This window comes from Variovorax sp. GW821-FHT10B04, assembly GCF_059415645.1.
In genome coordinates, this window is sequence record NZ_JBWKNQ010000005.1 from 334,636 (window position 1) to 359,035 (window position 24,400).

The 24,400-nt window shown below is 68.5% G+C and carries 21 protein-coding genes; 1 reads left to right on the top strand and 20 read right to left on the bottom strand.

The genetic code is table 11. The features are described 5' to 3' along the window. Positions 1-49: 49 nt before the first annotated feature. From AC07PZ_RS15545 to AC07PZ_RS15560, 4 genes are all read right to left on the bottom strand, one after another. Entirely contained in the window at positions 50-946 is an 897-nt protein-coding gene (locus tag AC07PZ_RS15545; protein ID WP_495295999.1) for a transporter substrate-binding domain-containing protein, read from the bottom strand. A 286-nt stretch (positions 947-1,232) separates the two neighbouring features. Continuing rightward, positions 1,233-2,213, bottom strand: coding sequence for a LysR substrate-binding domain-containing protein (locus AC07PZ_RS15550; RefSeq protein WP_495296000.1), 981 nt, complete (start codon positions 2,211-2,213; stop codon positions 1,233-1,235). Between the two features lie 50 nt (positions 2,214-2,263). Continuing rightward, positions 2,264-3,202: a 2-hydroxyacid dehydrogenase gene (locus AC07PZ_RS15555; protein ID WP_495296001.1), complete on the bottom strand. Its 939-nt coding sequence runs from the start codon at positions 3,200-3,202 to the stop codon at positions 2,264-2,266. Between the two features lie 49 nt (positions 3,203-3,251). After that, entirely contained in the window at positions 3,252-5,096 is a 1,845-nt protein-coding gene (locus AC07PZ_RS15560) for an ABCB family ABC transporter ATP-binding protein/permease (RefSeq protein ID WP_495296002.1), read from the bottom strand. A 40-nt stretch (positions 5,097-5,136) separates the two neighbouring features. On the opposite strand from AC07PZ_RS15560, the gene AC07PZ_RS15565 reads away from it, so the two are divergent. Next, on the top strand, positions 5,137-5,559 hold the full coding sequence (locus tag AC07PZ_RS15565; protein ID WP_495296003.1) for an acyl-CoA thioesterase: 423 nt from the start codon (positions 5,137-5,139) through the stop codon (positions 5,557-5,559). Positions 5,560-5,605: 46 nt separating this feature from the next. Here the strand turns inward: AC07PZ_RS15565 and AC07PZ_RS15570 are convergent, their stop codons facing one another. The 16 genes from AC07PZ_RS15570 to AC07PZ_RS15645 form a co-directional block, all read right to left on the bottom strand. Continuing rightward, a complete protein-coding gene (locus tag AC07PZ_RS15570; RefSeq protein ID WP_495296004.1) occupies positions 5,606-6,385 on the bottom strand; it encodes an enoyl-CoA hydratase in 780 nt (259 codons plus the stop codon). Between the two features lie 42 nt (positions 6,386-6,427). Beyond that, positions 6,428-7,021 carry a 2-hydroxychromene-2-carboxylate isomerase gene (locus AC07PZ_RS15575; protein ID WP_495296005.1) on the bottom strand — a complete coding sequence of 198 codons (594 nt, stop codon included), beginning with the start codon at positions 7,019-7,021 and terminating at the stop codon, positions 6,428-6,430. A gap of 121 nt (positions 7,022-7,142) precedes the next feature. After that, positions 7,143-7,895: an SDR family oxidoreductase gene (locus AC07PZ_RS15580; RefSeq protein ID WP_495296006.1), complete on the bottom strand. Its 753-nt coding sequence runs from the start codon at positions 7,893-7,895 to the stop codon at positions 7,143-7,145. Between the two features lie 2 nt (positions 7,896-7,897). Continuing rightward, positions 7,898-8,728: an acyl-CoA thioesterase gene (locus tag AC07PZ_RS15585; RefSeq protein ID WP_495296007.1), complete on the bottom strand. Its 831-nt coding sequence runs from the start codon at positions 8,726-8,728 to the stop codon at positions 7,898-7,900. A gap of 136 nt (positions 8,729-8,864) precedes the next feature. Further along, positions 8,865-10,061, bottom strand: a complete 1,197-nt coding sequence (locus AC07PZ_RS15590) for an acetyl-CoA C-acyltransferase (RefSeq protein WP_495296008.1) — start codon at positions 10,059-10,061, stop codon at positions 8,865-8,867. A 195-nt stretch (positions 10,062-10,256) separates the two neighbouring features. After that, positions 10,257-12,668 carry a 3-hydroxyacyl-CoA dehydrogenase/enoyl-CoA hydratase family protein gene (locus tag AC07PZ_RS15595; RefSeq protein ID WP_495296009.1) on the bottom strand — a complete coding sequence of 804 codons (2,412 nt, stop codon included), beginning with the start codon at positions 12,666-12,668 and terminating at the stop codon, positions 10,257-10,259. 14 nt (positions 12,669-12,682) lie between these two features. Then, positions 12,683-13,117, bottom strand: coding sequence for a DUF2147 domain-containing protein (locus tag AC07PZ_RS15600; RefSeq protein WP_495296010.1), 435 nt, complete (start codon positions 13,115-13,117; stop codon positions 12,683-12,685). Between the two features lie 48 nt (positions 13,118-13,165). Further along, complete coding sequence (locus AC07PZ_RS15605; RefSeq protein WP_495296011.1) at positions 13,166-14,962, bottom strand: acyl-CoA dehydrogenase C-terminal domain-containing protein; 1,797 nt, start codon at positions 14,960-14,962, stop codon at positions 13,166-13,168. Between the two features lie 64 nt (positions 14,963-15,026). Continuing rightward, entirely contained in the window at positions 15,027-15,710 is a 684-nt protein-coding gene (locus AC07PZ_RS15610; RefSeq protein ID WP_495296012.1) for a TetR/AcrR family transcriptional regulator, read from the bottom strand. 113 nt (positions 15,711-15,823) lie between these two features. Next, on the bottom strand, positions 15,824-16,687 hold the full coding sequence (locus tag AC07PZ_RS15615) for an isocitrate lyase/PEP mutase family protein (RefSeq protein ID WP_495296013.1): 864 nt from the start codon (positions 16,685-16,687) through the stop codon (positions 15,824-15,826). Next, positions 16,684-18,111, bottom strand: a complete 1,428-nt coding sequence (locus AC07PZ_RS15620) for an FAD-dependent oxidoreductase (protein ID WP_495296014.1) — start codon at positions 18,109-18,111, stop codon at positions 16,684-16,686. The genes AC07PZ_RS15615 and AC07PZ_RS15620 overlap by 4 nt, the downstream gene beginning before the upstream one ends. After that, the gene (locus AC07PZ_RS15625; RefSeq protein ID WP_495296015.1) at positions 18,108-18,722 is read right to left on the bottom strand and encodes a cysteine hydrolase family protein; all 615 of its coding nucleotides are present in this window, start codon (positions 18,720-18,722) and stop codon (positions 18,108-18,110) included. Before AC07PZ_RS15625 ends, AC07PZ_RS15620 begins: the two co-directional genes overlap by 4 nt. Positions 18,723-18,773: 51 nt before the next feature. After that, complete coding sequence (locus AC07PZ_RS15630) at positions 18,774-20,840, bottom strand: hydantoinase/oxoprolinase family protein (protein ID WP_495296016.1); 2,067 nt, start codon at positions 20,838-20,840, stop codon at positions 18,774-18,776. Beyond that, complete coding sequence (locus AC07PZ_RS15635) at positions 20,837-22,570, bottom strand: hydantoinase B/oxoprolinase family protein (RefSeq protein ID WP_495296017.1); 1,734 nt, start codon at positions 22,568-22,570, stop codon at positions 20,837-20,839. The genes AC07PZ_RS15630 and AC07PZ_RS15635 overlap by 4 nt, the downstream gene beginning before the upstream one ends. Continuing rightward, entirely contained in the window at positions 22,563-23,084 is a 522-nt protein-coding gene (locus AC07PZ_RS15640) for a LeuD/DmdB family oxidoreductase small subunit (RefSeq protein ID WP_495296018.1), read from the bottom strand. The genes AC07PZ_RS15635 and AC07PZ_RS15640 overlap by 8 nt, the downstream gene beginning before the upstream one ends. Next, positions 23,081-24,400 carry a 3-isopropylmalate dehydratase large subunit gene (locus AC07PZ_RS15645; protein WP_495296019.1) on the bottom strand — a complete coding sequence of 440 codons (1,320 nt, stop codon included), beginning with the start codon at positions 24,398-24,400 and terminating at the stop codon, positions 23,081-23,083. Before AC07PZ_RS15645 ends, AC07PZ_RS15640 begins: the two co-directional genes overlap by 4 nt.

A 24,400-nucleotide genomic window follows, 5' to 3' on the forward strand; every position in this document is an offset into this window, starting at 1 on the left:
ACAAACGCCCGCCATTGGAGGGCGGGCGTTGCAGGTCGATCGCCTCGAATTACTTCTTGGCGTAGTCTTCCATCGGCTTGTCGTTCGGGGCAGCCCAGGCAGCCTTGGTCGCGTCGGACAGCGGCAGGCCGACCTTCACGTTGGCCGGCGGGATCGGCTGCAGGAACCACTTGTCCCAGAGCTTGTTCAGGTCGCCGTTGGCAATCTGTGCCTTGATGCTGTCGTCCACGGCCTTCTTGAAGGCCGGGTCGTCCTTGCGGATCATGATGGCGATGGGTTCGACGCTCAGCACTTCGCCGACGATCTTGTAGTCGGCCGGAGCCTTCGACTTGGCGATGTTCGACGCCAGGATCGAGCCGTCCATCACGAACGCATCGGCGCGGCCGGATTCGAGCAGCAGGAAGCTGTCCGAGTGGTCCTTGCCATAGAGTTCCTTGAAGTCGATGCCGGTCGCGCGTTCGTTCTTGCGCAGCGTCTGCACCGAGGTCGTGCCGGTGGTCGTGGCGACGGTCTTGCCGGCCAGGTCCTTGATGCCGGTGATGCCCGAGTTGGCCTTGACGGCGATGCGCACTTCTTCCACGTAGGTCGTCACGGCGAAGGCGACGTCCTTTTGGCGGGTGGCGTTGTTGGTGGTCGAGCCGCACTCGATGTCCACGGTGCCGTTCTGCACCAGCGGAATGCGGTTCTGCGAGGTCACGGGCTGGTACTTGGTCTCGAGCTTCTTGCCGAGCGACTTTTCCAGGTCCTTGATGATGTTGGCGCAGACGTCGTAATGGAAGCCGGTGTAGACGCCGTTGCCGAGCGTGTACGACAGGCCTGACGATTCACGCACACCTTCGGTGATGACGCCCGAGGCCTTGACCTTGGCCAGGGTGTCGTTGGCTTGCGCGAATGCGCCGCCCACGGCGAGCGCGGAAATCGCGAGTGCCAGAACTTGCTTCTTCATACGGAAAACTCCTGAATATTGACTGAAAGGAAGACAACGAATTTTAGATATTCACATTTCAGGGAATACCCGAGCCACACCGGTGCAGCGCGCACCGTCGGCGATCATGCCAAGTGTTCGCAGGCTTCGGTTTGGTGCATCCGATTATTTTTGCGTTGCTCTGCACAGACTTAGCAGCCTTTGTGCCCGAACGTTTCAGAGCCGATGCCGTATCGGCAAGTCTTCATGCGCTGATTTCATGACTGCCGCATGACGCCGCATGCGCATCGGCATCGGCGGCGCCTTGTCAGGCGGCTGGCTGCGTGTCGACCAGATAGCGCCACAGCGCATCGACCGCGCGCTTGCCCGATCGCGCTTCGCTTCCGCCCTTGGCACTGCGCGCGGGAGACTTCGCCGCAGCGGGCGCGGCGGGCCGCTCGCGGTAGGCACGGATCTCCATCGTGGCTTCCAGGCTGTCGATCTCGGGCGGCAGCGCGCTGACCAGCTTGCGTGCCTTCACTTCCTTGCGCACCGCGCTCTCCGGCAGGAAGGCGATGCCATGGCCTTCGAGCGCCATCGCCTTCAGGCCCTCGGACATGTCGGTCTCGTACACGCGGTCGAGGTGGATCGCGATGCCCGATTCCTTGATCAACTGGTCGACCACGCCGCTCAGATACGCGCCCGGCGCGTAGCCCAGATAGGGCAGCAACTGGCCCGGACGGCCGGGCAGCCGGTAGCGCGGCGCGCCTTCCGGGTCCGGCTTGACCCAGGGCGCGACCACCTCCTGGCCGAGACGCACCATCTCGTAACGGGTGGTGTCGAGCTGCAGCGGCTGCGACGGATGCTGGTAGGCGATCAGCACGTCGCAGCTGCCTTCGACCAGCCGGAGCACCGCATCGTGGACATTGAGCGCGATCAGCCGGCTCTTGATCGGGCCGAAATGCTCGCGCAAGGTGCTCGCCCAGGCCGGGAAGAAGGTGAAGGCCAGCGTGTGCGGCACGGCGAACTCGATCACGTCGTGGGCCGCCGCCGAGTGGCCGCGCAGCATCGCACGCGTGCTCTGGAGGCTCTGCAGCATCTCGATCGCCTGGCCATACAACGTCTGGCCGGCCGGCGTGAGCCGCGTCGGGTAGGCGCTGCGGTCCACCAGATCGGTGCCGGCCCAACCCTCGAGCGCCTGGATGCGACGGGAGAACGCCGGCTGTGTCACATGCCGCAGTTGCGCCGAACGGCTGAAGCTGCGGGTCTCAGCCAGGCTGACGAAATCTTCGAGCCACTTGGTTTCCATGGGCGGCGATTATGTTCGTTGCGCATGAGGCTGCGGCACGTGGGCGCGCGTCACACCGGTGAAACCGGCCCCTTTCCAGAGAAATGTCCTTCCGCGTTGGCAAGGAAGCGGTCGACGGAGGCCTGCACCGCTTCCGGCGACCAGCCGGCCACGTGCGGCGTGAGCACCACGTTGTCGAGTCCGATCAGTGGCTGCGGCGGCAGCGGCTCGCTCTCGTAGACGTCGAGGCCTGCGCCGCCCAGGCGGCCTTCCGTCAATGCGGCGGCCAGCGCTTCGGTATCGACCACGCTGCCGCGCGCGATGTTGACCAGCACGCCGCGCGGCCCCAGCGCGTCCAGCACCTCGCGCCCGATCAGGTGCCTGGTGCCTGCGCCGCCCGGCGTGGCCACCACGAGGAAATCGGCCCATTGCGCGAGCGCCAGCAGGCTGTCGAAGTAACGGTGCGCGGCGCCCTCCTTCGGGCGGCGGTTGTGATAGCCGACCGCGATGTCGAAGCCCGCCGCGCGCCTGGCGATCTTCTCGCCGATCATGCCGAGCCCGACGATGCCGAGCTTGCGGCCCGAGACGTTCGGCGGGAACGAAATGGCCTCGCGCCAGACGCCGTCGCGGCATTGCCGGTCGAGCTTCACGATGCCGCGGACGGCGGCGATCAGCAGGCCGAACGCGTGGTCGGCCACGCAGTCGTCGTTGGTGCCCGCGCCATTGGCCACGACGATGCCGCGCGCCCGCGCCGCATCGATCGCGACGTTCTCGTAGCCCGCGCCCATCGCGCAGATCAACTCCAGCTGCGGCATCGCATCGATCTCGGCCTGGCTGAGGCCGAGGCCGCCGTTGGTGAGCACGGCGCGCAAGCGCGCGCCCTGCGTTGCCACCGCCGCGGCGCGCGACGCCTTGTCGATGGCATAGGTCACGTCGTACACCTGCTCGATCTGCGCCAGATGCGCTGGGGTCTGCATGTTCAGCACGAGCAGAGGAATCTTCCCGGTCATTCGAATCGCTCCTGGGTTCGGTTTCAAGAAATGGGGTGGCGGCCGCGCGTCACAGGAGGCCGGGCGCAGCCTCGATCTTCTGCATGGCCCACATCTGGGCATAGCGCCCCTGTCGGGCCAGCAGTGCAGCATGCGTGCCACGCTCGACGATGACACCGCTTTCGAGCACGAGGATCTCGTGCGCGTCGACCACGGTCGACAACCGGTGCGCGATCACCAGCGTGGTCTTGTTCTGCGCGGCGCTCTGCAGCTCGGACTGGATCGCGCGCTCGTTGGCGGAATCGAGCGCCGACGTTGCCTCGTCGAAGATCAGGATCGGCGGGTTCTTCAGCATCGTGCGCGCGATCGCCACCCGCTGCTTCTCGCCGCCCGACAGCTTCAGCCCGCGCTCGCCGACCGGCGTGTCGTAGCCCTTGGGCGTGGCGGCGATGAAATCGTGGATGCGCGCGGCCCTGGCGGCGCCTTCGACCTCCTCGCGCGTGGCGTCGGGCCGGCCGTAGGCGATGTTGTATCGCACCGTGTCGTTGAACAGCACCGTATCCTGCGGCACGATGCCGATCGCCTCGCGCACGCTGGCCTGCGTGACGGCGCGGATGTCCTCGCCGCCGATCGTGATGCGGCCCTGCTGGATGTCATAGAAGCGGTACAGCAGCCGCGCGAGCGTCGACTTGCCCGAGCCCGACGGCCCGACCACCGCGACGGTCTTGCCCGCCGGTATCTCGAAGCTCACGTGCTTGAGGATCGGGCGCGAGGGCTCGTAGGCGAAGCTCACGTCCTCGAAGCGCAGGGTCGCGTCATGCCCCGCGAGCGGCTGCGCGCCGGGGGCGTCGCTGATCTCGCGGTCCTTCTCCATCAGCACGAACATCTTGTCGAGATCGGTCAGGCTCTGCTTGATCTCGCGGTAGATCACACCCAGGAAGTTGAGCGGGATGTAGAGCTGGATCATGAAGGCGTTGACCATCACCAGGTCGCCCAGCGTCATGCGGCCGGCCGACACGCCGGAGGTCGCGCGCCACAGCATCAGCACCAGGCTGACCGCGATCAGCAACTGCTGGCCGGTGTTGAGCATCGAGAGCGTGCGCTGGCTCTTGATGGCGGCACGCCGGTAGCGGTCGAGGCTGGCGTCGTAGCGCTTCGCCTCGAACTCCTCGTTGTTGAAGTACTTGACGGTCTCGTAGTTCAGCAGCGAATCGACCGCACGGCTCTGCGCCGTCGAATCGAGCTCGTTCATGGTCTTGCGGAACTGCGTTCGCCATTCGGTCACGGTCACGGTGAAGCCGATGTAGAGAACCAGTGCGGCGCCGGTGATCCAGACGAACAGCATGTCGAACTTCGCGCCCAGGATCGCCAGCACCATCACCAGCTCGATGATGGTCGGCACGATGCTGTAGAGCGACATCGAGATCAGCGAATGCACGCCGCGCGTGCCGCGCTCGATGTCGCGCGTCATGCCGCCGGTCTGGCGTTCGAGGTGGAAGCGCAGGCTCAGCGCATGCAGGTGGCGGAACACCTCGAGCGCGATGCTGCGCGCCGCGCCTTCGGTCGCCTTGGCGAAGACCAGCTCGCGCAGCTCGCTGAACAGCGAGGTCGAGAAGCGCAGCAGGCCATAGGCCAGCAGCAGCGCGACCGGCACCACGAGCAGCGCCTGCGCCACGTCGGGCTTGGGCGTCATCGCGTCGACCAGGTTCTTCAGCAGCAGCGGCACGCCGACGTTGGCGACCTTGGCGCCGATCATGAAGGCCAGCGCCGCGAGCACGCGCCACTTGTACTGCCAGAGATAGGGGAAGAGGCGGCGCAGCGTGGCCCAGTCGGAACGGTCGCTGCGCGCGGGCTGGCCGGTGGTGCCGCCGGCCGGTGCGTGGGGAGGGGAAATGGCTTCGCCGCTTCGGCGCATGAGGGACAATCGTGGTCGTTGTTTTCCTCAGATTGTGCCCATGTCCGAATCCCCAAGTGCCCATGCGGCTGCTGTCCTGAAGAGCCTGCCGACCGACATGGAACTGGTGCTCAAGGTCATTCCGATGCCCGGCGACTGCAATGCCAACGGCGACATCTTCGGCGGCTGGGTCATGGCGCAGTGCGACTTGGCCGGCTCGGTGATCCCGGCGCGCTATACCAAGGGCCGGATGGCGACGGTGGCCGTCAACGAGTTCATCTTCAAGCAGCCGGTGCGCATCGGCGACATCCTGTCCTTCTATTCGAAGCTGGTGCGCCTCGGCAACACGTCGGTCACCGTCACGGTCGAAGTGTTCGCCGAACGCTTCCAGGCGCAGGGCCAGTACATCAAGGTCACCCAGGCCAACTTCACCTACGTGGCCATCGACGACAGCGGCCGTCCGCGGCCGCTGCCCAAGGCCTGAGCGGGCCCGGCCGCCCACCGCCCGGCGCACCCGGCTCAGGTGCGGATCAGAACTTCGAGAAGTCGGGCTTGCGCTTGTCCATGAAGGCCTGGAAGGCCTCGCGCGCCGCCGGCGACCGCATCGCCTTGCCGAAGCTCACGCCCTCGACGTCGATGCGTTCCAGCACCGGCGCCTGCTGCGACAGCTTCATGAGCCGCTTGGTTTCCATCAGCGCCGACAGCGGCTTGGCGGCCAGCTTGCGTGCCTGCTGCTGTGCGATGCCGTTGGCCTCGGTCGGCGGCACCACGCGGTTGACCAGGCCGATCTCCAGCGCGGCTTCGGCCATGAAGGGCTCGCCCAGCAGCAGCGCTTCGGCCGCGCGGTGGTAGCCGAACATCTGCGGCGCCAGCAGGCTCGAGGCCGCTTCGGGCACCAGGCCGAGATTCACGAAGGGCATCGAGAACGCGGCGTTGTCGCCCGCATAGACCAGGTCGCAATGGAACAGCAGCGTGGTGCCGATGCCGACCGCCGGGCCGCAGACCGCGGCGATCACCGGCTTCGGAAAGGTGGCGATGACACGCAGGAAATGCATGGCCGGCGATTCGGGCATCGGCGCATCGGCCGGCGCGCTGGCGGCCGTCATGAAGTCGGCGATGTCGTTGCCGGCGCTGAAGATCGTCGGGTCGCCCTGGATCAGCACGGTGCGGACCGCGTCGTCCGCAACGGCCTGCTCCAGCGCAGCCGACAGCGCGACATACATCGCGCCGGTGATCGAGTTCTTGCGTGCGACGCGGTTGAAGGTCAGCGTCAGCACACCGGCTTCGGTGTGGCTCAGGATGTCGGTCATGGAAGAAGTCTCCTCGGAAGATGAAGTTGGGCGCCGCGGCCTTCAGGCCGCAAGCGCCTCGCGAACGAAGTCGAGCCGGTCCTGGCCCCAGAACATCTGCTCGCCGACGAACATTGTCGGGGCGCCGAAGATGCCGCGCGCCACCGCCTCCTGCGTGGCCGTCTTGAGCCGGTCCTTGACCTCGGGCGCACCGGCCAGCGCCAGCATCGCCTGCGGATCGAAGCCCGCGCGCTGCAGCATCGCACCGACCTCGGCCGGCTCGTTGAGGTTGCGCGGCTCGACCCACATCGCGTGGAAGACGGCATCGACGTAGGCGCCGAAGCGCGCGGGCTCGGTCATCTGCAGGCCGATGGCACCGCGCATCAGCGTCAGCGTGTTGATCGGAAAGTGCGGGTTGAGCACGAAGGGCACGCCATAGCGGCTCGCGAAGCGCTGCAGGTCCGCATTCATGTACGGCCCCTTGTGCAGGATCTGCGCGGGCGAATGGTTGCCGGTGGCCTGGAACACGCCGCCCAGCAGCATCGGCTTCCAGACCAGCGCGGCGCCGGTGTCGGCGCAGACATGGGGCAGCTGCGTCGCGGCCAGATAGGCGGCCGGACTGCCGAAATCGAAATGGAATTCCACAGTTTTTGCCATGACGTCTCCTTTGGAATGACCTTTCCAGAAATGCCGCGGAACCGGCTTTGCCGGGCCGCTGGCGTTGCCCCCTGCAAGGGGGTTGGCGAGGCGACACGAAGTGCGCGAAGACTGGGGGTGTTCAAAACTTCTCGGACCAGGGCCGCAGGTCGAGCTCGTGGGTCCAGGCATCGCGCGGCTGCGCGTGCAGCATCCAGTAGCTGTCGGCGATGTGGTCCGGATTCAAGATGCCGTCCTGCGCCTTCAACGCATAGCGCTCGGGGAAGTTGCTGCGGATGAATTCGGTGTCGATGGCGCCGTCGACCACCACGTGCGCCACGTGCACGCCCTGCGGCCCCAACTCGCGCGCCATCGACTGCGCCAGCGCACGCAACGCCATCTTGGCACCCGCGAAGGCGCCGAAGTTGGCGGCGCCGCGCAGCGAGGCCGTCGCGCCGGTGAAGATGATCGTGCCGCGGTGGCCGCCGGCCGGCATGTCGCGCGCCACCATCCGCTTCGCGACCTCGCGGCCGTTCAGGAAGCCCGAGAAGCAGGCCATCTCCCAGACCTTGAAGTACTTGCGCGCGGTTTCGTTGAGGATGCTGTCCGGCACGTTGGCGCCGATGTTGAACACCAGCACCTCGATCGGGCCGATCGTGGCCTCGATCTGCGCCACCAGCGCAATGACCTCTTCCTCCTTGCGCGCGTCGCAGGCGAACGCATGCGCCACGCCGCCGTCGGCCGTGATCTGCGCCACCAGCGGCTGCAGCTTGTCGAGGCTGCGGCGCGTGACGCAGGCCACGTAGCCTTCACGCGCGAAGCGGCGCGCGATGGCGCCGCCGGTCGCGTCGCCGGCACCGACGATCAATGCCGCTCGGGGCTGCGTCGTCGCCATCGTCATTCCTTGAAGTAGACGATCTGGGTCGACGTGGCCAGCAGATGGCCGGCCTCGCTCCAGAGCTGCACCGCCTGATCGAAGAAGCCATTGCGAAACTGCAGGCCGCTCGCGCGCCCGAGCAGATAGCCGGTGCCGACTTCCGCCAGTTGCGCCGCGTCGGCATGGAAGTACGTGGTGATCGACACGGTGCCTGCGGGCACCACCTTGCGCCGGCGCAGCCACACCCGCGGATAGAACATGTCGCTCATGGACGCGAGTGCGGGAAAGTCGGGTGTGCGCGGCACGCCGTCGCGCATCCACAGCCGCGTCTCGCTGTGGTCGCCGCCGCCATCCCAGACGGCCGGAATGCCGCCCTGGATCATGCGCATCTCGTACTGGTTGATCCACGCCACGCCCGCAGGCCCGGCCGTCATCGCCGCCACATCGGCCGGCTGCGGCACCTCGGGCATGGGCATGTCGTTCTGGCTCCAGGTCTCGCGCCGATGCGCCGTGACCACCGTGGCCGTCGTGGTCACCTGCGGCACGCCGGCCGCGTCGGGCTGCGTGATCTGCAAGGTCCAGTGCTGGGTCGACCGGTTGGTGCGCACCGGCGTGGCCTGGACATCGAAAGCGCCCGCGACGATCGCCGATGCGTAGTTGACCGTGAGCGCGATCGGCGTACCGAGCAGATCGGGATGCCGCATCACCGCCTGCAGCAGCACCGCCGCAGTGGTCCCGCCGAACGGGCCGACCATGTTCCAGTAGTCGGGGCTCGTCGTCCCGGTGAAATGCCCCGCGCGGATCCCGCTGGGGTCCAGCGCGATGGCCTTGTCGAATACGTGTTGCGTCATACCTTATCTCCTACACATCGCTGCGGCGCCCCCTTCGTGGACCGCCGCGGAACCGGCTCTGCCGGGCCGCTGGCGGTGCCCCCTGACAGGGGGTTGGCGTAGCGACACGCAGTGCGCGAAGACTGGGGGTGGGGCTTCAGACCCTCTCGAATATCCCTGCTGCGCCCTGCCCCATGCCCACGCACATCGTGACCATGCCGTACTTGAGATTCTTGCGCCGCAAGGCGTGAACCACTGTCGCCGAACGGATAGCACCGGTCGCGCCGAGCGGGTGGCCCAGCGCGATCGCGCCGCCCATCGGGTTGACCTTGCTGGGGTCGAGGCCCAGCGTGTTGATGACGGCCAGCGACTGCGCGGCGAAAGCCTCGTTCAGCTCGAACCAGTCGATGTCCTCGTGCTTCAGGCCGGCGTAACGCAACGCCGCGGGAATCGCCTCGATCGGGCCGATGCCCATGATGTGCGGCGGCACGCCCTTGCTTGCGAAGCTCACGAAGCGTGCGAGCGGCGTCAGGTCGTACTGCTTGCAGGCCTTCTCGCTGGCGAGGATCAGTGCGCCCGCGCCGTCGGAGGTCTGCGAGCTGTTGCCGGCCGTCACGGTGCCGCGCGCGGCGAACACCGTGCGCAGCTTGGCAAGGCCTTCGATGCTGGTGTCGGGACGCGCGCCTTCGTCGAGGCTCACGGTGCGCGTCTTGGCGATCGCCTCGCCGGTCGCGAGGTCGGGCGTGCGGTCGGTCACCTCGACAGGCGTGATCTCGTCGGCGAACTCGCCGGCCTGCTGCGCCGCCAGCGCCTTCTGGTGGGAGGCCAGCGCGAAGGCGTCCTGCGCGTCGCGGCCCACCTTCCATTGCTGCGCGACCTTCTCGGCCGTGAGGCCCATGCCGTAGGCGATGCCGACGTCACCTTCGCGCTCGAAGATCGACGGCGACAGCGAGGGCGAATTGCCCATCATCGGCACCATGCTCATGCTCTCGACGCCGGCCGCGATCATCACGTCGGCCTCGCCGACGCGGATGCGGTCGGCCGCCATCTGCACCGCGGACAGGCCCGACGCGCAGAAGCGGTTGACGGTGATGCCGCCCACGCTGGTCGGCAGGCCGGCCAGCACCGCACCGATGCGCGCGACGTTCAGGCCCTGCGCGCTTTCCGGAATCGCGCAGCCGCAGATGATGTCTTCGATGGCACGCGGATCGAGCCCGGGCACTGCGGCCAGCGCGGCCTTCAGCGTGGTGGCCAGCAGGTCGTCCGGCCGGTAGTTGCGGAAGAAGCCGCGGTGCGACTTGCCGATGGGCGTGCGCGTGGCGGAGACGATGTAGGCGTCCTGGACTTGTTTCATGACTGACTCCTGGGTATTCCGGATATGGCTCCTTCCCCCTCCGGGGGAAGGTTGAGATGGGGGCTCGCGGCGCTCTCGCGACGAAGGGTGCGGGCATTCGCCTGGGCAGCGGGTGTTGCGTGGTTGCGCATGGTGTGGTGTGAGGCTGCGGCCCCATCCCTGCCTTCCCCCGGCGGGGGAAGGAGCAAGACGGGGTCAATTCCGCAGCGGCTTCCCCGTGCTCAGCATCCCCATGATCCGTTCCTGCGTCTTCGGATGCAGGATCAGCGAGCAGAAGGCCTTGCGTTCCAGCGTCATCAGGTATTCCTCGGTGACCAGCGAGCCGGCATCCACGTCGCCGCCGGTCACCACGCCGGCGATCAGGCTCGCGATGTGGAAGTCGTGCGCGCTGATGAAGCCGCCGTCGCGCATGTTCACCAACTGGCCCTTGATCGTGGCGGCACCGCTGCGGCCGGCCACGCGGAAGCTGCGGCGCAGCGGCGCGCGGTAGCCGGCATCGGCCATCGCCTTGGCCTGCTGCAGCGCGACGTAGAGCAGCTCGTCCTTGTTCGGCACGATCACGTCGCTGTCGAGCAGGTAGCCCAGCTTCTTCGAGTCCAGCGCACCGGTGCCGACCTTGGCCATCGCCGCGGCGGTGAAGCCTTCGGTGAGGAAGGGCAGCAGGTCGGTGCCGGTCGACGCCGCGGCGTTCTCGGCCGCGCGGCGTGCGATGTAGGTCAGGCCGCCCGCGCCGGGCACCAGGCCCACGCCGACTTCCACCAGGCCGATGTAGCTTTCCATCGCGGCGACGCGCTTTGCCGAATACACGGCCAGCTCGCAGCCGCCGCCCAGCGCCAGGCCGCGGATCGCGGAGACCACCGGCACGCTGGCGTAGCGGATCTTGAGCATCACGTTCTGCAGCTCTTGCTCCGCGCCCTCGACCGCGCCGATGCCCGCGACCACGAAGGCCGGCAGCATCGCCTGCAGGTCGGCGCCGACCGAGAACTTGTCGTCCGGCGACCAGATCACCAGGCCCTTGTATTCGGCCTCGGCCAGCTCGACGGCGGCGCCGAGCGCTTCCGCCACGTCGGGGCTGATGGCGTTCATCTTCGAATGGATGCTGGCGATCAGTACTTCGCCATCGAGCGTCCAGACGCGCACGTCGCCCTCGTCGCTGATCGTGGTGCCGGCCTCGCTGGCGTCCGGCGCATCGGCGCCGAGCACGCTCTCGGGGAACAGCTGGCGCTCATGCACCGGCAGCTTGCGCTGCGGCACGAAGGCGCCGGCCGACGCGCTCCACGAACCCGCGGGCGTGTGCACGCCGCCGGCCTCGGCCACGGGACCTTCGAACACCCACTTCGGCAACGGCGCGCTGCTGAGCGCCTTGCCGGCGTCGATGTCTTCCTGCACCCACTTCGCGACCTGCGCCCAGCCGGCTTCCTGCCAGAGCTCGAACGGGCCCTGCTTCATGCCGAAGCCCCAGCGCATCGCGAAGTCGACGTCGCGCGCGCTCTCGGCGATGGTGGCCAGGTGCACAGCTGCGTAGTGAAAGCTGTCGCGCAGGATGGCCCACAGGAACTGGCCTTGCGGGCCTTCGCTGTGGCGCAGCAGCTTCAGGCGCTCGGCCGCCGGCTTCTTCAGCATGCGGCCGTAGACCTCGTCGGCCTTCTCGCCGGAAGGCACGTAGTCGCCCTGTCCTCCCTTGCCTCCGATGTCGAAGCGCAGGATGTCGCGGCCGACCTTCTTGAAGAAGCCGGCCTTGGTCTTCTGCCCCAGGTTGCCGAGTTCGAGCAGCCTGGCGAGCACCGGCGGCGTCGCGAAGTTGGCGTAGAACGGATCGGTCTCGACACTCAGGTTGTCCTGCAGCGTCTTCACGACATGGGCCATCGTGTCGAGGCCCACCACGTCGGCGGTGCGGAAGGTGCCCGAGCTGGCACGGCCGAGCTTCTTGCCGGTGAGATCGTCCACCACGTCGGGCGTGAGGCCGAACTTCTCGACTTCCTTCAGCGTGGCCAGCATGCCGGCGATGCCGACGCGGTTGGCGATGAAGTTGGGTGTGTCGTGCGCACGCACCACGCCCTTGCCGAGCGTGCTGGTGACGAAGGCTTCGAGCTGGTCGAGCACCGCGGGCTCGGTGGTCGGCGTGTTGATCAGCTCGACCAGGAACATGTAGCGCGGCGGATTGAAGAAGTGGATGCCGCAGAAGCGCGGCTTCAGCGCTTCGGGCAACGCCTCGCTGAGCTTGGTGATAGACAGGCCGGACGTGTTCGACGCCAGGATCGCGTGTTTGGCGACGTGCGGCGCGATCTTCCGGTACAGGTCGAGCTTCCAGTCCATGCGCTCGGCGATCGCCTCGATCACCAGGTCGCATTCGCCGAGCCTGGCGAGATCGGTTTCGTAGTTGGCCGCCTCGATCAGCACGGCATCGGCCACGTCGCCGAGCGGCGCGGGCTTGAGCTTCTTCAGGTTGTCGATGGCGCGCAGGACGATGCCGTTCTTCGGGCCTTCCTTGGCCGGCAGGTCGAACAGCACCACCGGCACGCGCACGTTGACGAGATGGGCGGCGATCTGCGCACCCATCACGCCGGCGCCGAGCACGGCGACTTTCTTCACATTGAATCGGGACATGGTTCTTCCAGTATTTATTGGGCTCGGTTCCAGACTTGGGTACGCCAGAAGGGACCGAGGTAGCCACGCACTTCGAGCTTCTTGCCGCCATCGACGGGCGTGAAGCTCGCGCGGTATTCCTTGCCGTTCTCGGGGTCGAGGATCTTCCCGCCTTCCCAGACGTCCTTGCCTTCGGTCTTCTTGCCGCCGCGGATGATCTCGAGGCCGGCGATCGGCTTGCCCTTGCGGTCGTCCGTGCATTCGTCGCAGACCGCATCGGGCTTGCCGTCCTTCTTCAGCGAACGTTCGATGCGGCCGGCCAGGGCACCGCCGGACTCCTCGATCCGGATCTCGGCCTTGACCTCACCGGTCTTGTCGTCGACGTTGTGCCAGAGGCCCACGGGCGAACTCTGGGCCAGCGCAGACGCGGCGCCGGCGGCCAGGAGGAAAGCGGCAAGGATGGTCTTCATGGGTTGTCTCCGGTGTTGTCGTTCGCTGTTCGCGTCTTGCGTCTCTGATCAGGCCAGCGCCGCATCCGTGTCCATCAGCACCTTGCTGCCGCTGCGCGCGGTGCGCATCAGCGTCGCGGTCTCGGGGAACAGCTTGGCGAAGTAGAAGCGCGCGGTCTGCAGCTTGGCGACGTAGAACGGGTCGGTGTTGCCGGCGGCGATCTCGCGCAGTGCCACCTGCGCCATGCGGGCGAACAGGTAGCCGAACACGAAGTGGCCGGCCACGCGCAGGTAGTCCACCGCGGCGGCGCCGACTTCGTCGGGGTTCTGGAAGCCCTTGAAGCCGATCTCGGTCGTGAACTTGGTGAGCTGCTCGCCCAGCACCGCGACCGGCGTGATGAACTCGCTCATCTTCTCGTTCACGCCTTCTTCGGCCACCAGGGCACCGACCAGCTTGCCGAACTTCTTCAGCGACGCGCCGTTGTTGCCCAGGATCTTGCGGCCCAGCAGGTCCAGCGACTGGATCGTGTTGGTGCCTTCGTAGATCATGTTGATGCGGTTGTCGCGCGTGAACTGCTCCATGCCCCATTCCTTGATGAAGCCATGGCCGCCGAACACCTGCATGCACGCGTTGGTCGCGATGTGGCCGTTGTCGGTGATGAAGGCCTTCACGATCGGGGTCAGCAGCGCGACGAGCTCGCCGCTGTCCTTGCGCACCTTCTCGTCCGGATGGCCGTGCTCCTTGTCGAGCAGCAGCGTGCAGAAGATCTGCAGTGCGCGCGCGCCTTCGGCATAGGCCTTGGCGGTCAGCAGCATCTTGCGCACATCGGGGTGCACGATGATCGGATCGGCGTCCTTGTCCTTCGCCTTCGGGCCGGTCAGCGAACGCATCTGGATGCGGTCCTTGGCATAGGCCAGCGCGTTCTGGAAGGCCACTTCGGTCAGGCCGAGCGACTGGTTGCCCACGCCCAGGCGGGCGGCGTTCATCATCACGAACATCGCGGCCAGGCCCTTGTGCGGCTGGCCGACCAGCGTGCCGACGGCGCCGTCGATCACGATCTGCGCGGTCGCGTTGCCGTGAATGCCCATCTTGTGCTCGAGGCCGCCACAGTAGATCGGGTTGCGGCTGCCGAGCGAGCCGTCGGCATTGACGTTGAACTTCGGCACCGCGAACAGGCTGATGCCCTTGCTGCCCTTGGGCGCGTCCGGCAGGCGGGCCAGCACCAGATGGATGATGTTGGCGGCCATGTCGTGCTCGCCGGCCGAGATGAAGATCTTGTTGCCGGTGAGCTTGTAGGTGCCATCGGCCTGCGGTTCGGCCTTGCTGCGCAGCATGCCGAGGTCGGTACCGCAATGCGGCTCGGTCAGGCACATGGTGCCGGTCCATTCGCCGCTCACCAGCTTGGGCAGGTAGGTCTTCTTCTGCTCGTCAGTGCCGTGCGCGACCAGCGCTTCGTAGGCGCCATGCGACAGGCCGGGGTACATCGTCCAGGCCTGGTTGGCCGAGTTGAGCATCTCGTAGAAGCACTGGTTCACGACGAAGGGCAGGCCCTGGCCGCCGAAGGCCGGGTCGCACGACAGCGCCGCCCAGCCGCCTTCGACGTACTGCGCATAGGCTTCCTTGAAGCCCTTGGGCGTGGTGACTTCGTGCGTGGTCTTGTCGAGCACGCAGCCTTCTTCGTCGCCGCTGATGTTCAGCGGGAAGGTCACTTCGGACGCGAACTTGCCACCCTCTTCCAGCACGGCATTGATCGTGTCGGTGTCGATGTCGGCATGCGCGGGCAGCGCCTTGAGCTCGTCGGTGACGTGGAACAGCTCATGCAGGACGAAGTGCATGTCACGCAGCGGCGGGGTGTAGGAAGGCATCGGAAGGTCTCCAGGAACAGGCTAAGAAGAAGAAAGAAGAGAGAAAAGGAAAGACGAAACGGGTTCAGCGCACCGGGCGCAGCTTGCCCGCGGCCGCCGCGCGCGTTGCGCCGGGCGCACCCGGGCTGGCGTTGCGTGCAAGGATGTTGTCGAAGCCGATGTGGGCGCGGTCGATCGACCCGTCCACACGAAGGAAGCGCGCCTCGTAATGCAGCGCGAGGATCAGGCCGTGGACCTCGAAGGCCATCTGGCGCTCGTCGGCGCCGGCCAGCAGATGGCCCTCGGCCTTGGCCAGCACGATGGCCTGGTACACGGCGGCCTGCCAGATGCTGACCGACTCGACCAGCGCATCGCGCACCGGGCCGGGCCGGTCGTCGAACTCCGACGCGCCGCTGATGTAGATGCAGCCAGAGTCGATCTCGGTCGAGGTGCGCTTCATCCAGTTGGCGAACATCGCGCGCAGGCGGGGCAATCCGCGAGGCGCCTGGATGGCCGGGTAGAAGACCTCCTGCTCGAAGCGCGCGTGGTACTCGCGCACCACCGAGATCTGCAGTTCCTCGCGCGAGCCGAAGTGCGCGAAGACGCCCGACTTGCTCATCTTGGTGAGCTCGGCGACGGCGCCGATCGACAGGCCTTCAAGCCCGATCTGGGCCGCCAGCGCCAGCGCCGCATCGACGATGACGGCTTTGGTCTGCTGGCCCTTCTGGGCGCTGCGAACCGATTTGGCGGGGACGGAAGAGGTGGGCATGCGGGCTGCAGAATAAAACGAACGATCGTTCTATTTTGCAGGAGATTCCGCCCACGCGGAAACCCAAAGACCGACTTGCGGCGCGGGTTATAGAGGGTGCGGCGCTGCCGCCGTCAGTCGTACTGCTGCCCGGTCCGGATCAGTTCGGGCGTGCCGATCACTTCGTTCAGTCCATCGAAATCCAGCATCCGGTCGCGCCAGGGCTGGGTCGTGCGGTGCTGCTGGAGGCTGCCGTAGTAGCCCTGCAGCGTATGGACCACGGCGCGTGCGGTGCCACCCGGGAAGATCGCGATCCGGAAGCCATGGGCCTGCAGCGCATCGGCGTCCTGGATCGGCGTCTTGCCGCCTTCGACCATGTTGGCCAGCAGCGGCACGCGATGCGCGAAGCGGCCACAGGCCACGTCCATCTGCGCGGGCGAACGCAGGGCCTCGATGAAGAGCGCGTCAACGCCGGTTTCGAGGTACGCCTCGGCGCGGTCGAGCGCGGCGTCGATGCCCTCGATCGCCAGCGCATCGGTGCGCGCGAGGATCAGCGTGTCGGCCGACTGCCGTGCGTCGAGCGCGGCCTTGAGCTTGCCGACCATTTCGCGCGCCGGGACCACGCCCTTGCCGTCGAGATGGCCGCAGCGCTTGGGAAAGGTCTGGTCCTCGATCTGGATCATCGCGGCGCCGGCGCGCTCGAAGCCGCGCACCGTGCGCTGCGTGTTGAGCGCGTTGCCGAAGCCGGTGTCGGCATCGACGATCACCGGCAGCCGCACGCGCTCGGTGATGTGGGCGAGCGTGTCCTGCACTTCGGTGAAGGTCGTCAGGCCGATGTCGGACCGGCCGAGCCGCGTGTAGGCGATCGATGCGCCCGACAGGTAGAGCGCCTCGAAGCCGGCCTGCTCGGCGACCAGCGCACTCAGCGCGTCGTACACGCCGGGCGCCAGCACGATGTCCTTCGATGCGAGCCGGGTCTTGAGGGAAGGTGAGGTCATTGCATGTCTTTCTGGCGCACCAGCGCCGCGGCGGTCGCTGCCGCGAGGAAGCCGCCGGCCACCGCGCTCAACAGCCCGTTGCCGGAGAGATAGCCCCAGACCGCATCGCCGGACACGCCACCCGCGGCGCCGCCGGCGGCCAGCAGGTTCGGCAGCGGCGCGCCGTCGGCACGCAGCACGCGCATGTCGGGTGCGACGTCGAGTCCGCCCTGGGTGTGGAACAGCGCGCCGGTCACCTTGACGGCGAAGTACGGCGCATCGAGCCCGCGCCGGAAGCGGCGGCCGTCAGGCTGCACATCGGCACGGCGCATGGCGTCGAGCGTGGCCTGCAGCACCGCGGCATCGCAGCCGATGCAGGCCGCGAGCGCCTCTGTCGATTCGCAGCGGCGCAGTGCGCCGGCCGACTCGGCATCGCAGAAATCGGGAAAGCCGCGTGCCAGGTCGAGCAGCGGCGCGTCGAACACGTTCCAGGCGATGCCGCCCGGTTGCGCGAGCACGTGGACCGCGGCCTCGGAATAGCCGAGCGTCTCGTCGTGGAAGCGCCGGCCTGCGCCGTTGACCTGCACGCCGCCTTCCATCATCACGGCCCAGGACATCAACGCGCCCTGCGGCGTCACCCAGGAACCGTGGCCCTGGTAGCCACCGAGGTCACGCAGCCGCGCGCCCAGCGCCTCGCCCCAGACGATCGCGCTGCCGTCGTTGCCGGCATGGCCGCCGAACGCGGCGTCGGCCATCTCGGGCAGCAGCGCGCGCACCATCGCCGCGTTGCCGCCGAAGCCGTTGCAGGCGAGCACCAGCGCGTCGCAGCCCAGCGTTTCTTCCTGGCCGTCGGGGCGCAGGTAGCCCACGCCGAGTGCGCGGTCTGCGGCGTCGACGTACAGCACGTCGACCACCGCCTGCGTCAGCACCGGAATGCCGGCCGCCTCGACCGCCGCCTGCAGGCGTGCCATCAGCGACGCGCCGGTCCTGGGCGGCAGCGTGTGCATGCGGTGCCGGGTGTGGCCGGGGTAGAGAAAGCCGTCGAGCACCTGCCAGTCGAAACCGTGCCGCTGCTGCAGCGCATCGAGCGCCGGACCGATGGCCCGCGCATAGGCCTGCAGCAGTGCCGGCGCGGCGCGGCCGTGCGCCTTGGCCTGGATGTCGGTGGCGAAGCGGGCGGCGCTGTCGTCCGCAATGCCCTGCGCGCGCTGCGCGAGCGTGCCGGGTGCCGGGATGAAGCCGGAGGACAGCGCGGTCGAGCCGCTCGGCACCGCATCGCGTTCGAGCACGACGCAGTCGATGCCGGCGTCGTGCAGCATCAGCGCGGTCGTGAGCCCGCAGGCGCCCGCGCCGACGATCGCGACGTCGACATGCACCGGCGCATCGAGCCGCGCGGCACGCCGGATGCTGCGTCGCGGCATGCGGCCGGCGGGCGCCGCGTTCATCCGATCGATCCGATGAAGGCCGCACAGTCCGTGACCTCGGCCACGTTGCGCATGTCCGCCAGCGAGGTCTGGTGGCGCTCTTCGCCGAAGGCCGCGCAGCCATCGCCCAGCACCAGCGTGCGGTAGTCGCGCATGTGCGCGTCGCGCACCGTGCTCGCCACGCCGCCGTTGGTCACGATGCCGCAGACCGCCACCGTGTCGATGCCGCCGCGGCGAAGCACCCAGTCGAGCTGGGTGTTGAAGAAGGCGGAGTACGCGACCTTGCTGACCGTGACGTCGATCAGCCCGGCCAGCGCGTCGACGTTCGCCTGGCCCCAGCTGCCCGGTGCGAAGTCGCCCTTCTTCAGGTAAGGCCGCAGCGCCTTCAGGTGCGGCGACACCATCGGCTCGCCGGACGCGCCGGGCCACAGCGTGAACTGGCTCGCGACCACCAGGCCGCCCGCGGCCTTGAGCGCCCGCGCCACGGCAGCCACGCGCGCGGGCAGCAGCAGCGCCGGCGGATTGGTGTCGCCGCCGCGCGCATAGGCGCCGTTGGCATCGAGGAAGTCGTTCTGCAGGTCGATGATGACCAGCGCCGTCTTCGGCGCCACGAGTTTCGCGTCACTGCTCATTGGTGTACCTCCGTGCTCCACACTGCGGTGCGAGCTTGCTTGGGACTGCGCTCATGCTGGCCTCACCAGCAGGTTGCCGAAACGATCCACCTCGGCATGGAAGCCGGGTTCGAGCCACACGGTGGTGTCGGCCTGTTCCAGGATCGCCGGGCCGTCGACGCGTGTGCCGATCGGCAGTTCGAGCCGTGCGTAGCGCGCCGCCTCGTGCCACCGGCCTTGATGGAACACGCGCTGCGTGCCGAGCGACGCCGTGCTGCCCGCCCCTTCAGGCGCCAGCACCGCGAGGTCGAACTTGGGCCGCACGCCGATGCGCGCGTAGCGCAGGTTCATCACGCGGATGCCGATGCCCTCCAGCACGCGGCCGAAGGCAGCGGCGTAGGCCGCCTCGAACGCGGTACGGACCGATTCGCGCGTGAGCGTCGCGCCGCTGCCTTCGGGCAGCAGCACCGGCAGCGTGTGGGTCTGGCCCGCATAGAGCATGTCGAGCGCGACCACCTCGCGCACCGCGTCGAAGCGCACGCCCGACGAATCGAGCCGCTCCTGGCAGGTCGCCGCCAGCGTCGCGATGCGCTGCTGCAGGTCGGCCACGTCGAGCTCGGCCAGGGGCCGGTTGATGGTCTGGACCGCGTCGTGCCGCATGTCGGCGATCACGCAGCCCAGCGCCGATGTCACGCCCGGATAGCGCGGCACGATGCCGGTGGCCACGCCGACCTCGCGCATCATGGCGCAGACGTGCAGCGCACCGCCGCCACCGAAGGGCATGTAGGCGAACTTGCGCGGATCGTGCCCGCGCTCGATCGACACCAGCCGGATCGCGCCCGCCATGCGCGCGTTGGCCACCGTGAGGATGGCTTCGGCCGCGGTGTAGGCGTCGAGGCCGAGCGGCCCGGCGACGTGCGTCTCGATCGCCTCGCGCGACTTGCCCGCATCCAGCGCGGCCAGCAGGCCGCCACCCAGCGGCCGGTCGGCGGCGATGCGGCCGAGCAGCACGTTGGCGTCGGTCACGGTCGGGCGCATGTTGCCGCGGCCGTAGCAGGCCGGGCCGGGCACGCTGCCGGCCGACTCGGGGCCGACCTGCAGCATGCCGCTCGCGTCGACCGAGGCGATCGATCCGCCGCCCGCGCCGATGGTCTCGATCTGGATCATCGGCGAGCGGATCACCATGCCGAATTCGATCGCGGTCTGCGCGGCCAGCGCGGCTTCGCCGTTCGCCACCAGCGACACGTCGAAGGACGTGCCGCCCATGTCGCCGGTGATCGCGTCCGGAAAGCCCGCGGCGCGTGCGATCTCGGCGCAGGCGATCACGCCCGCCGCCGGGCCCGAAAGCGCGGTGCGCACCGGCAGGTCGCTGGCCGTCCGGCGCGACATCACGCCGCCATTGCTCTGCACCACCAGCAGCTCGCCGTCGAAGCCCTGCCCGCGCAGGTCGGACTCCAGGCGTTCCAGGTAGCTGCCGACCACCGGCTGCAGCGCCGCGTTCAGCGTGGCCGTGGAGCAGCGCTCGAACTCGCGGATCTCGGGCAGCACTTCGTTCGCCGAGGTCACATAGGCGTTCGGCCAGAGCTCACGCACCGCGGCCACGGCCAGCCGCTCGTTGGTGTCGTTCGCATAGGTGTTGATGAAGAACACGCAGACCGCTTCGCAGCCGGCCTCGAGCAGCGCGCGCGTCTGGCCGCGCACCTGGTCGAGGTCGACCGGCGTGTGCAGCGTGCCGTCGGCCAGCACGCGCTCGTCGACCTCCAGCCGCAGGTCGCGTGGCACCACCGGCAGGAAGCTGCCGCGCAGGCCCCAGGTCTGCGGCCGGTCGCGGCGGCGCATCTCCAGCACGTCGCGGAAGCCGCGCGTGGTGATGATCCCGGTGCGCGCGACCTTGCGTTCGAGCAGCGCATTGGTGCCGACCGTGGTGCCATGCACGATGGTGGCGATGGCCGCCGCCGAGTCGGCCACGCGTGCCACGCCGTTCATGAAGCCGCGCGCTTCCTCGCCGCGGGTCGACGGCACCTTGACGATGCGCGCCGTGCCCCTGGCTTCGTCGAGCACGAAGAGGTCGGTGAAGGTGCCGCCCACGTCCACGCCGACCACGAGGCCGGCGGTCGAGGGAATGTCTGCTGCTGTCATGTCGATGCCTTGCCCTGCTCTGCGCCGTCGTCGGCGACCACCTGCTTCACCTGCCCCACGTATCCCATCGCGCCGTCGTTCTGGCGCGCCGCGCTGCCGCGTTCGGCGAACGGCCCCCAGCCGCCGCCGCCCGGTGTCTCGAGCCGGACCCGCTCGCCTTGCGCGAGACGGATGCCGTGCATCTTCGACACCATCGGCGGCGTGTGCCAGGCACCATCGTTCTCGTAGCTGAAGACGTTGACCGCGCCGCTGCCGCCGCCGGCCACGCCCTTGGGCGGCGACACGCCGCGCTCGCCGAAGACGAACACCTCGGCGTCCTTCTCGAGCAGTTCGATCTCGTAGACCGCACCGAGGCCGCCGCGGTACTTGCCCTCGCCGCCCGAGTCGGCGCGCAGCGACCATTCGGTGAAGCGCACCGGATACGCGGCTTCGAGGATCTCCAGCGGCGGAATGGTCGCGGTGGAGATCGGCGCGTTGGCATGCGACAGGCCATCGCCGGACGAATGCCCGCCGTGGCCGCCGCCGAAGAAGCTGAACATCACCCAGCGCTGGCCTTCGCGGCCCTTGTCGCTGCGGTGGCCGGCGATCGACAGCGCATTGATGGTGCCGTAGGCCTGCGCCACGGCACGCGTCGGGTCGGCCAATGCGGCTGCGCTGTGGATCACGTCGATCATGCGCAGGATGGTCTCGGTGTAGCCACCGACCGGGCGGGGCCGCTCGGCCGTGATGACCAGGCGGTCGGGCATCACGAAGTCCACCGCATCGAGCACGCCCGCGTTGGCGGGCACGTCCGGGAACAGGTGCTTCAGCGCCACGTAGCAGGCCGCCACCGAGGTGGCGCGCGAGATGTTCACCGGCCCCGCGCATTGCGCCGAGGTGCGCGAGAAGTCGAGCGTGAGCCGGTCGCCGGCCACCGTCATGTCGAGCGCGATGGTCAGCGGCGTGTTGACGATGCCGTCGTTGTCGAGCAGGTCCTCGAAGCTGTAGCGGCCGTCGGGCAGCGAAGCGATGTGCGAGCGCATCAGCTTCAGCGCGCGGCTGCGCAGCTCGCCCATGGCCTGCAGCACCAGCGCGTCGCCGTACTCGTCGAGCAGGCCGTCGAGGCGCCTGGCGCCGAGTTCGAGCGCGGCGAGCTGGCCGTTCAGGTCGCCCCAGAGGCTCTCGGGCAGGCGGGTGTTGGCACGCAGGATGGCCAGCACGTCTTCGTCGAGCACGCCGCCGCGCACGATGCGCACCGGCGGTATCTGCACCGCCTCTTGCCAGCACTCGGTGGCCGCCGGGTTGTAGTTGCCGGGCACCGCGCCGCCGACGTCGTGCCAGTGCGCGGCCGAGGCCATGTAGCAGTAGAGCTTGCCGTGGCGGAAGAAGGGCTTCACCAGCTTGAAGTCGTTGGCGTGCGTGCCGCCGTCGTACGGGTCGTTGCTGATCCAGATGTCGCCGTCCTGCATGCCGCCGCGCGGCGCCGCGGCCTTGGCGGTGGCGCGCACGGCGAAGGCCATGGCGCCGACGAACACCGGAAGGCCCGACTTGCCCTGCACCAGCGTGTCGCCGGTGGCGGCGTCGTACAGGCCGTGGCAGGCGTCGTGGGCCTCGGCAATGATCGGATTGAAGGCGCTGCGGTAGAGCGTCGCGTCCATCTCGTCGGCCACCTGTTCGAGGCGTCCGCGCAGCACGGCGAGCGTGACGGGGTCCATCGCGGCAGGCGCCGGCGTGGATGTGGTTTCAGGCATCGAGGGGTTCCTTGCCAGCACGCTGGCGCAGTTGGTTCATCAGTCCGCCGGCGCGGACCATGTCCAGGAGAAAGCCGGGAATGGGCTCGCACGCGAGACGCGCGCCGCCGGGTGCGATCAACGCCGGCGCCGTCAGGTCGAGCCCGATGCGGTCGCCGTCGGCCAGCGCGTCGACGTCGCCGCAGGTCAGCAGCAGCAGGCCGAGGTTGAAGGCGTTGCGGAAATAGAGGCCGCTGTACGACGGCGCGATCACCGCGGCGACGCCGAGCAGCACCAGTGCCTCGGCCGCCTGCTCGCGCGAGGAGCCGATGCCGAAGTTCGGCCCGGCGACGATCACGTCGCCGCGCTGCACCTCGCGCGCGAACTCGGGGCGCACGGTTTCGAGGCAGTGCTTCGCGATGGTCTCGATGCCGAACTTCATCGCATGGCCGGGCGCGAGCAGGTCGGTGTCGATGTCGGCGCCGAGGCGCCAGACGCGATGGGTCCGTGCCGTCGATGGCATCGGCGCGCTCATGCCAGCACCTCGCGTGGATCGGTGACGCAGCCGCGCAGCGCCGTGGCCGCCACGGTGTACGGCGAACCCAGGTACACCTGCGCACTCGCCGAGCCCATGCGGCCCTTGAAGTTGCGCGCGGTGGTGGACATCACGGCGACGTCGTCGCCCATCGGATCGCCATAACCGGCGCAGGCGCCGCAGGCGGTCGGGAACAGTTCGGCGCCGGCGTCCAGCAGCACCTGCAACACGCCCTCGTCGCGCGCCTGGTCCTGGTCGCGCAGGCTGGCGGGCGCGACGATCAGCCGCAGGCCGGCCGCCACGCGGTGGCCGCGCAGCACGTCGGCGGCGGCGCGCAGGTCGGCCAGCTTGGCGCCGGTACAGGCGCCGATGTAGGCGACGTCGATCGGCGTGCCCGCGTAGTGGCTCACGCCGCGCGAGTTCGCCGGGCTGTGCGGCGCCGCGACGTGCGGCTCCAGCGTGGACGCATCGAAGCGGTGGCGGGTCAGCACCGCGTCGGCGTCGGTGAACCAGGGCGCGGTGTCGACCGGTGGCGCGCCGGCCTCGGCGAGGAAGGCGCTGGTGGTCGCGTCGGGCGCGATCAAGCCGGCCTGCGCGCCGAGTTCGGCGCTCATGTTCGACAGCGTCATGCGCTCCTGCATCGACAGCGCCTGCACCGCCGGCCCCGCGAACTCGACCGCCTGGTAGCGCCCGCCGTTCATGCCGAAGCGGCCGATCATGTGCAGCATCATGTCCTTGGCGGTGACGCCGGCGGGCAAGGCGCCGTCCCACCACATCTGGATGGTCTCGGGCACGCGCAGCCAGATCTGGCCGGTCACGACCACGCCGAGCATCTCGGTGCTGCCGACGCCGAACATGTAGGCGCCGAAGGCACCGCCGGTGGGCGAATGCGAGTCGCCGCCGACGCACAGCATGCCAGGCCGGATGTGGCCGTGCTGCGGCACCACGACGTGGCAGATGCCCATGCTGTCGTAGACGTGCGGCAACTGCTGGTCGCGCGCCCAGTCGCGTGCGATGCGCACGATGCGGCGGGAGTCGTCGTCGCGTTCGGGCACGTAGTGGTCCATCACCAGCACGACGCGCGACTTGTCCCAGATCTGCGCGCCCAGCGATTCGAGCATCGGCTGCAGGCGGCGCGGCCCGGAAGAGTCATGGAACATCGCCATGTCGACCGCGCAGGTCACGATCTCGCCGACCGCGACCTGCTCCCGGCCGCAGGCCCGTGCGATGAGCTTCTGGGCCAGCGTCTGCGGCGGTGTCCTCGGCTGCACGTGCGACGACGCGGCTTCGGCTTTCAGGGAAGTGTCGGCTTGCAT

Coding starts and splice junctions, on each gene's coding strand:
- AC07PZ_RS15575 (WP_495296005.1), bottom strand. CDS start 7,021: ATGGCAAAAACTGTGGAATTCCATTTCGATTTCGGCAGTCCGGCCGCC.
- AC07PZ_RS15615 (WP_495296013.1), bottom strand. CDS start 16,687: ATGACCTCACCTTCCCTCAAGACCCGGCTCGCATCGAAGGACATCGTG.
- AC07PZ_RS15645 (WP_495296019.1), bottom strand. CDS start 24,400: ATGCAAGCCGACACTTCCCTGAAAGCCGAAGCCGCGTCGTCGCACGTG.
- AC07PZ_RS15595 (WP_495296009.1), bottom strand. CDS start 12,668: ATGTCCCGATTCAATGTGAAGAAAGTCGCCGTGCTCGGCGCCGGCGTG.
- AC07PZ_RS15580 (WP_495296006.1), bottom strand. CDS start 7,895: ATGGCGACGACGCAGCCCCGAGCGGCATTGATCGTCGGTGCCGGCGAC.
- AC07PZ_RS15625 (WP_495296015.1), bottom strand. CDS start 18,722: ATGAGCAGTGACGCGAAACTCGTGGCGCCGAAGACGGCGCTGGTCATC.
- AC07PZ_RS15590 (WP_495296008.1), bottom strand. CDS start 10,061: ATGAAACAAGTCCAGGACGCCTACATCGTCTCCGCCACGCGCACGCCC.
- AC07PZ_RS15635 (WP_495296017.1), bottom strand. CDS start 22,570: ATGCCTGAAACCACATCCACGCCGGCGCCTGCCGCGATGGACCCCGTC.
- AC07PZ_RS15555 (WP_495296001.1), bottom strand. CDS start 3,202: ATGACCGGGAAGATTCCTCTGCTCGTGCTGAACATGCAGACCCCAGCG.
- AC07PZ_RS15565 (WP_495296003.1), top strand. CDS start 5,137: ATGTCCGAATCCCCAAGTGCCCATGCGGCTGCTGTCCTGAAGAGCCTG.
- AC07PZ_RS15585 (WP_495296007.1), bottom strand. CDS start 8,728: ATGACGCAACACGTATTCGACAAGGCCATCGCGCTGGACCCCAGCGGG.
- AC07PZ_RS15560 (WP_495296002.1), bottom strand. CDS start 5,096: ATGCGCCGAAGCGGCGAAGCCATTTCCCCTCCCCACGCACCGGCCGGC.
- AC07PZ_RS15600 (WP_495296010.1), bottom strand. CDS start 13,117: ATGAAGACCATCCTTGCCGCTTTCCTCCTGGCCGCCGGCGCCGCGTCT.
- AC07PZ_RS15620 (WP_495296014.1), bottom strand. CDS start 18,111: ATGAACGCGGCGCCCGCCGGCCGCATGCCGCGACGCAGCATCCGGCGT.
- AC07PZ_RS15640 (WP_495296018.1), bottom strand. CDS start 23,084: ATGAGCGCGCCGATGCCATCGACGGCACGGACCCATCGCGTCTGGCGC.
- AC07PZ_RS15630 (WP_495296016.1), bottom strand. CDS start 20,840: ATGACAGCAGCAGACATTCCCTCGACCGCCGGCCTCGTGGTCGGCGTG.
- AC07PZ_RS15610 (WP_495296012.1), bottom strand. CDS start 15,710: ATGCCCACCTCTTCCGTCCCCGCCAAATCGGTTCGCAGCGCCCAGAAG.
- AC07PZ_RS15545 (WP_495295999.1), bottom strand. CDS start 946: ATGAAGAAGCAAGTTCTGGCACTCGCGATTTCCGCGCTCGCCGTGGGC.
- AC07PZ_RS15605 (WP_495296011.1), bottom strand. CDS start 14,962: ATGCCTTCCTACACCCCGCCGCTGCGTGACATGCACTTCGTCCTGCAT.
- AC07PZ_RS15570 (WP_495296004.1), bottom strand. CDS start 6,385: ATGACCGACATCCTGAGCCACACCGAAGCCGGTGTGCTGACGCTGACC.
- AC07PZ_RS15550 (WP_495296000.1), bottom strand. CDS start 2,213: ATGGAAACCAAGTGGCTCGAAGATTTCGTCAGCCTGGCTGAGACCCGC.